The organism is Streptomyces sp. NPDC030165 (genome assembly GCF_055573595.1).
The window spans coordinates 1-1,418 of the sequence record NZ_JBVIBD010000074.1; the positions used below are offsets into that span (position 1 = coordinate 1).

At 70.2% G+C, this 1,418-nt stretch carries 1 protein-coding gene and 1 pseudogene; both read right to left on the reverse strand.

The window, feature by feature from the left end; all coding sequences use genetic code 11:
- The coding region (locus tag ACZ4Z1_RS42450) for an ISKra4 family transposase (protein ID WP_468492071.1) at nucleotides 1-1,060 on the reverse strand (1,060 nt) is incomplete at its 3' end.
- Nucleotides 1,061-1,183: 123 nt separating this feature from the next.
- Nucleotides 1,184-1,418, reverse strand: a pseudogene (locus tag ACZ4Z1_RS42455) (hypothetical protein); the annotation flags it as partial.

Here is a 1,418-nt window from a genome sequence, read left to right on the forward strand (position 1 = left end):
CCCACCTCTCGGTGGCCTTGTCGCCGGTGCGGTGGAAGCACCAGGCGGCCGCCCAGATCTTCTCCAGAACGTGGATGATGTCGATGACGATGCGGACGTCGACGCGGTGGTGGCGGGCTTCGGCCCGGATCAGGTCGAGTTGGTGGCGGGCGCCGTCGACCAGAACCACCCACCTGCGACGATGGCCGGGATCGCGGGCCTCCGCGTGGTCGAAGACCTGCCCGACGACATGCTCCGCGTCATGCCGGACCGAAGCACACAGCCACGTGCCCCTGGCGAGGGGGCCCGGCCGTGGGATGTAGTCGGCGGATCGTCCGCCGGGCGGGGTGATCACGTCGTGCGGGCGGCGCGGTGCGGGATCGGCGTCGTAGACCGCGCCGAGCGTGGCCATGCGCTTGCGGGCGTTCTTCTCCCCGGCGGCCAGGCGGGTGCGGAAGGTCTTCTCCTGGCGGGCGGCGGCCTGCCGGGTGGCCTCCCGCAGTGCCTCGGGCCTCATCACGATCCCCTTGCCGTCCACCGACAGCACCAACACCGTCGCGGAAGTGCACGATTGGAAGACTTTCGCGTCGTAGAAGGCGTCGATGTCGCGGGCGGCCTCGACGAGCAGGTGGGCGAGCTGGCGCTTGCCGAGGACCGGGCCGCACCGACGGCAGACCGTCTCCAGGGCGGCGTCATAAGACATACGGGTCGCGGTCTGGATCACGAGGCGGGCCAAGCCGTGCGAGTGCCGGCCCCTGGGCAGCGAGAGAACCTCGTCGGCCGGGTGCACGTTGCCCGCCTCCAGACGCCGCCACGCACAGCGGGAGACCGTCACGGTGCCGAACACTGTGGCCAGCAGCCGCCCATGACCGGTCTCCAGACGCGGCCGGAGCAGACCGTCGGCGCCGAACACGTACGGCCGCCGCCTGGCCACGGCTTCCTGTTCGCGGCGTTCCCGCAGGTCCAGGTGATCCTGGAAGAGCTGCCGAAGCAGGTCGCGGCCCCGTTCTTCAAGGAGGTCCTCCACCTCGTGGTGGGCCAGCTCGCCCGCCTCGGGCGAGGCCAGATCCGTCACGAGCACCCTGAACAAATTCGTCGCCGCCTCAAACGAGTCAGAACTCGACGGCGTGTCGTAGCGTCGCATTGCGCTCTTCTTCCTACGGGCGTTCTGGCTGGTTACCTACGAACGTAGGAAGAAGAGTCCTCAGTCGCCAGGGCCGGGACTGCGCGGCCCTGAGTTCTCGGTGTGTTCGACCAGGGCGAACAGGCCCGGGCTGTCCTCGGTGAGCCAGCCCCGCCGGGCCAGGCGCTTCAGCTTCGCCCGCACCGACTCCACCTTCGCGGCCCCTCGCCCCACCCGATCGCCACCGACACCGCCTTCGACCGCATCGGCCGCCCCGCGGCCTGCAGCACCCCCATAACGTCCCGGTATCCCTCCG